At 66.9% G+C, this 3,813-nt stretch carries 5 protein-coding genes; all 5 read left to right on the top strand.

The features are described 5' to 3' along the window. Positions 1-165: 165 nt before the first annotated feature. Positions 166-648, top strand: a complete 483-nt coding sequence (locus ACLP4W_RS29445; protein WP_442391025.1) for a 2-oxo acid dehydrogenase subunit E2 — start codon at positions 166-168, stop codon at positions 646-648. A gap of 90 nt (positions 649-738) precedes the next feature. Beyond that, positions 739-861 carry a hypothetical protein gene (locus tag ACLP4W_RS29440; RefSeq protein WP_442391023.1) on the top strand — a complete coding sequence of 41 codons (123 nt, stop codon included), beginning with the start codon at positions 739-741 and terminating at the stop codon, positions 859-861. A gap of 176 nt (positions 862-1,037) precedes the next feature. After that, positions 1,038-2,153, top strand: coding sequence for a 3-oxoacyl-ACP synthase III family protein (locus ACLP4W_RS29435; RefSeq protein WP_442391022.1), 1,116 nt, complete (start codon positions 1,038-1,040; stop codon positions 2,151-2,153). Beyond that, on the top strand, positions 2,137-3,024 hold the full coding sequence (locus ACLP4W_RS29430) for a 3-oxoacyl-ACP synthase (RefSeq protein WP_442391020.1): 888 nt from the start codon (positions 2,137-2,139) through the stop codon (positions 3,022-3,024). Before ACLP4W_RS29435 ends, ACLP4W_RS29430 begins: the two co-directional genes overlap by 17 nt. A 514-nt stretch (positions 3,025-3,538) precedes the next feature. After that, positions 3,539-3,813, top strand: a 275-nt coding sequence (locus ACLP4W_RS29425; protein ID WP_442391018.1) for an AMP-binding protein, incomplete at its 3' end; no start/stop codon positions are given.

The following is a 3,813-nucleotide window of genomic DNA, read 5'->3' as shown; positions in this document are numbered from 1 at the left end:
TTCGGACAGACCCGGTAGCTGGAGTCGAGGCAGCCAGCACCGATCTATCGGGCACCGTTGTGCGCCGCGTCAATGAAAAGCCGCCCTAGGTGATCGCCAAGGAGCTGGCCGATCGTGCTGGCCGCATCCGCCATGACAATGACCCACAGTTCAAGCAGTAAGGCCATGGGCAAGGGGCTGCCGCCGTTGCTGCTCCGCCCGCTGATGGAGGGCATCGGATTCGTCACCGAGAGCCTTCAGTTGGCCCTTCCCTTCCTCGGGCTCGAGGCCCGCCCGTACGGCTCCGTCCTGGTCAGCAACGTGGGGACCTACGGCCTCGACTCGGCCTCTGCCCCGGTACCGACGTTCTGCCACGTGCCCGTCACGATCCTGCTGGGTGCTGTGACCGACAAGGTGTTGGCTCGAGACGGTCAACCCGTGGTTCGTCCGGTGCTGCCCCTGACGATCAATCTGGACCACCGGTTCGTCGACGGCTACCAGGCGGCGACGATGGCCCGCATCTTCCGCAAGTACCTGGATGATCCCGCCGCGTTCGACCCGGTGCCTACTCGCATCCCGCCACGCAAGAGGCAGCACGCCTCCGTGCGGTCCAACGGGAAGAGCCCAGCGACCGCGGGGGCAGGAAGGCCGAACTCGTCGAAGGCCTAGGCGTAGAGACCAAGACGGTCCACCGTTACCGGTGGGGCGGAACGTCCTTACCGTAGAGATCGCCGAGTCCTACGCCGACTGGGCGCTTGAGTGCGCCGAGTCGACGAGTCGACCGTCCGCGAGTTGGTGGCGGCCGGCGTGCTTGATTTCGGCGAGGTCGACTTGCCCGTCGCGACGGCGTCGGTTCCGGGGTTTGCCGCCCAAAGAAGTTGACGACAATGATGGCGGAACCGCGAGCCCTGGAGGGTCACTTCACCTGTGGTTGCGGGCTTCTTCCTGGTCTTGCTGGAGTGTCCGGCACGCAGTTACCAGACAAAATGGCCGGCCCCGTGACGGCAGCACGACTGCAGGGCTAGCGTGGCTTGGTAGCAGCGGGTGGATGGAGCGCCATGTCGGTAGGCGGTAGCGAGCATTGGATGGCGCTGGAGGGCGGAGCCGACGGCTCACCGGGCGCGGGGTCATACACGAGCCGGTTCGCGGCCATCGGTGCGTCGCTTCCGGAACGGCGGTTGAGTACCGATGAGTTGATGGCAAGCACGAAGTACCGGACCGATATCGAGCTCGAGCGGCTGACGGGTGTCCGCGAGCGACGTATCGTCGGCGCGGGCGAGGATTCTTACACGCTCGCGCTCGGTGCGGCCCGCGACGCGTTGGCGCACGCGGATTGTGCGGCGGCGGACCTGGACATGCTGATCGTGTCGAGTATCAGCCGCCACGTCGGTGGCCTGCGGGTGCAGCTCGAGCCGCCGGTGAACGTGTCGCTGAAGGCTGCTCTGGGCGCCGAGCGCGCGATCAGCCTCGACATTTCCAACGCGTGTGCGGGGATGCTGACCGGCGTGTTCATTCTCAACGACCTGGTTCGGCAGGGCCGGATCCGGCGGGGAATGGTCGTCAGTGGCGAGTACATCTCAGAGCTTGGGCACAATGCCGCGCAGGAGATCCGCACGGTGATGGATGACCAGCTCGCCGGGCTGACGCTCGGGGACGCCGGCGCCGCCGCGATTGTCGAGCGAGCGCCGGAGGGCGCTGCGGGGATCGAGGTGGCGGGGTTTACCACGCTCTCGGAGCACAGTCGCTTGTGTGTGGCGTTCCCGGCCACGATTGGTCCCGGAGTAACGATGCATACCGATGCCCGCGAGATCCAGAACGTCGCGATCGAGGACGTGGGCCCGCTGCTTCGGGAGGTGCTCGATCAGGTTGGGCTCAAGTTCGATGAGATCGACTATCTGATCCCACATCAGACCTCGGCGCGGGCGATCAAGAAGGCGATGGCGGGGTTCTCTGAGCGTTTCGGTTCAATGCCGAAGCACGTGGTGATCACCGTCGATGAGTTGGGCAACACAGCATCGACGACGCATTTCGTCGCGCTGCGCAAGTATCTGTCGGAGGGCCGCTTCGCCCCGCAGGACAGGGTCTTGCTGCTCTCGCTTGCTTCGGGTCTGGAGGTGGGCATCGTGATCTTCAAGGTCGATCAGCTGGCGGGGCGGTATGGGCACGATCATTGAGGCGACCGCGACCGCGGAGGGCGGGTCGTTGGGGGCGCTGGGGCTTGCCGATGCGGCCGCCCGTTTGTGTCTGGAGCGCGCGAAGCGGACGGCGGAGGAGGTGGACCTGCTCATCAACGCCGGCATCTACAACGACAAGGGCATCAGCGAGCCGGCGGTCGCCTCGTTGATTCAAGAGGACATCGGCGCGAACCCCGAGCAGCGGCCCGGCGCGGGCCAGGGGACCTTCTCCTTTGACGTCCGCAACGGGGGGTGCGGCATGTTGTCGGGCATTCAACTCGTCGATGGCCTGCTCGCGTCGGGAACGGTCGAGCTGGGGTTGGTGGTCGGGAGCGACATTGACCCGGACCCGGGGGTTTCTGAAGGGTTCGGCTTTCCCGCGGTCGGGGGCGCGGTGCTGTTGAGCGCGGACGACTCCCGCGCGGGGTTCACGGCGTTCCGGTGCGTGACGTTCCCCCAATTCGCCGGGCTGTTTCAGAGCAGTGTGGCCTGGCAGGAGGACACCCGGCCGGGGCGCAGCGATCAGGGCCGCAACGTCCTTACCGTCGAGATCGCCGAGTCCTACGCTGACCAGGCGCTGCAGTGCGCCGAGTCGACCGTCCGCGAGATGGCGGCGGAGAGCGTGCTTGACCTCGGCGAGGTCGACTTGCTCGTCGCGACGGCGTCGGTTCCAGGGTTCGCCGCCGCACTGGCGACGCGGCTGGGGGTGTCCGCCGCGCGGGTCGCGTCGCCTTCGCAAGCCCTCGCCGGCGCGCACACGGCCGCGCTGGCGGTGGCGCTGGAGTCGATCCGACTCAAAGTGGGGCCTACGGCGCTGTTCGTCTCCGTGGGCGCGGGGATCACCGTCGTGGCCGCCCTCTACCGGGGATGATCAATTTGTGAGCCGCCGCCGCGCTCCGGGCGCGAAAGTCGCCAGGCTGTCGGCGTTGCTCGCGGCCGCCGACATCGGTGATCTGGCAAGTACCCGTATTGCAGATGGCATGGGACAAGGGATCCGCGTGATGACCGCTGCACCCATCGACCGTTCTCGGCACAAGGTGGAGTGGCCGCTCTGACTACCGTCCACCGCCGACGAACTCGCCGCATTGGCGGTCTTTGCCGATGTTCCCGCTGCCGACCTGGTCGCGCTGGCCGCTAATCTCGAGCCGGTGGGTGCGCCACGCGGCGAGGTGCCGATGAGGCAGGGAAATCAGCGGTCGTGGCCGCGGCCGACGCGCCGACGTGGGCCAGGTGGTGCGCAGTCCTCGGCGGAGCTTCGTGGCCGTGACTCGGTGGCGCAGGTGACGAATGACCCTGTCGCGGTGGCGCAGGAAAGTGCGACGATGCGTGATTAATCCTCGGCCGCCGATTGGCAGCAGGGAGTCACAAACGCCGGGAAGACCCCCATGACGATCAATGCCGACCGCACATCCACGACCACCACAGCGACGAATGTGGCGTCGATGTTTCTCGACCGCGTCCAGAAGTCGGCGGATAAGGAGGCCTTCCGCTACCTCGTTGCCGGCGACTGGGTCTCGGCGACCTGGCAGCAGACCGCGGACCGCGTCGAGACGCTGGCGGCCGGCCTGCTGGCGCTGGGCATCGAACCCGAGCAGCGAGTCGGTATCGCGTCGAGCACGCGATACGAGTGGATCCTGGCCGATCTGGCGATCATGTGTGC

This window comes from Mycobacterium sp. (assembly GCF_052145595.1).
Lineage (GTDB): Bacteria > Actinomycetota > Actinomycetes > Mycobacteriales > Mycobacteriaceae > Mycobacterium.
This window is presented reverse-complemented; position numbering and strand designations above follow the sequence as displayed.

Bases quoted from the DNA above. Each gene is read 5' to 3' on its own strand.
- ACLP4W_RS29435 (WP_442391022.1), top strand. From the start codon at position 1,038: ATGTCGGTAGGCGGTAGCGAGCATTGGATGGCGCTGGAGGGCGGAGCC.
- ACLP4W_RS29445 (WP_442391025.1), top strand. From the start codon at position 166: ATGGGCAAGGGGCTGCCGCCGTTGCTGCTCCGCCCGCTGATGGAGGGC.
- ACLP4W_RS29430 (WP_442391020.1), top strand. From the start codon at position 2,137: ATGGGCACGATCATTGAGGCGACCGCGACCGCGGAGGGCGGGTCGTTG.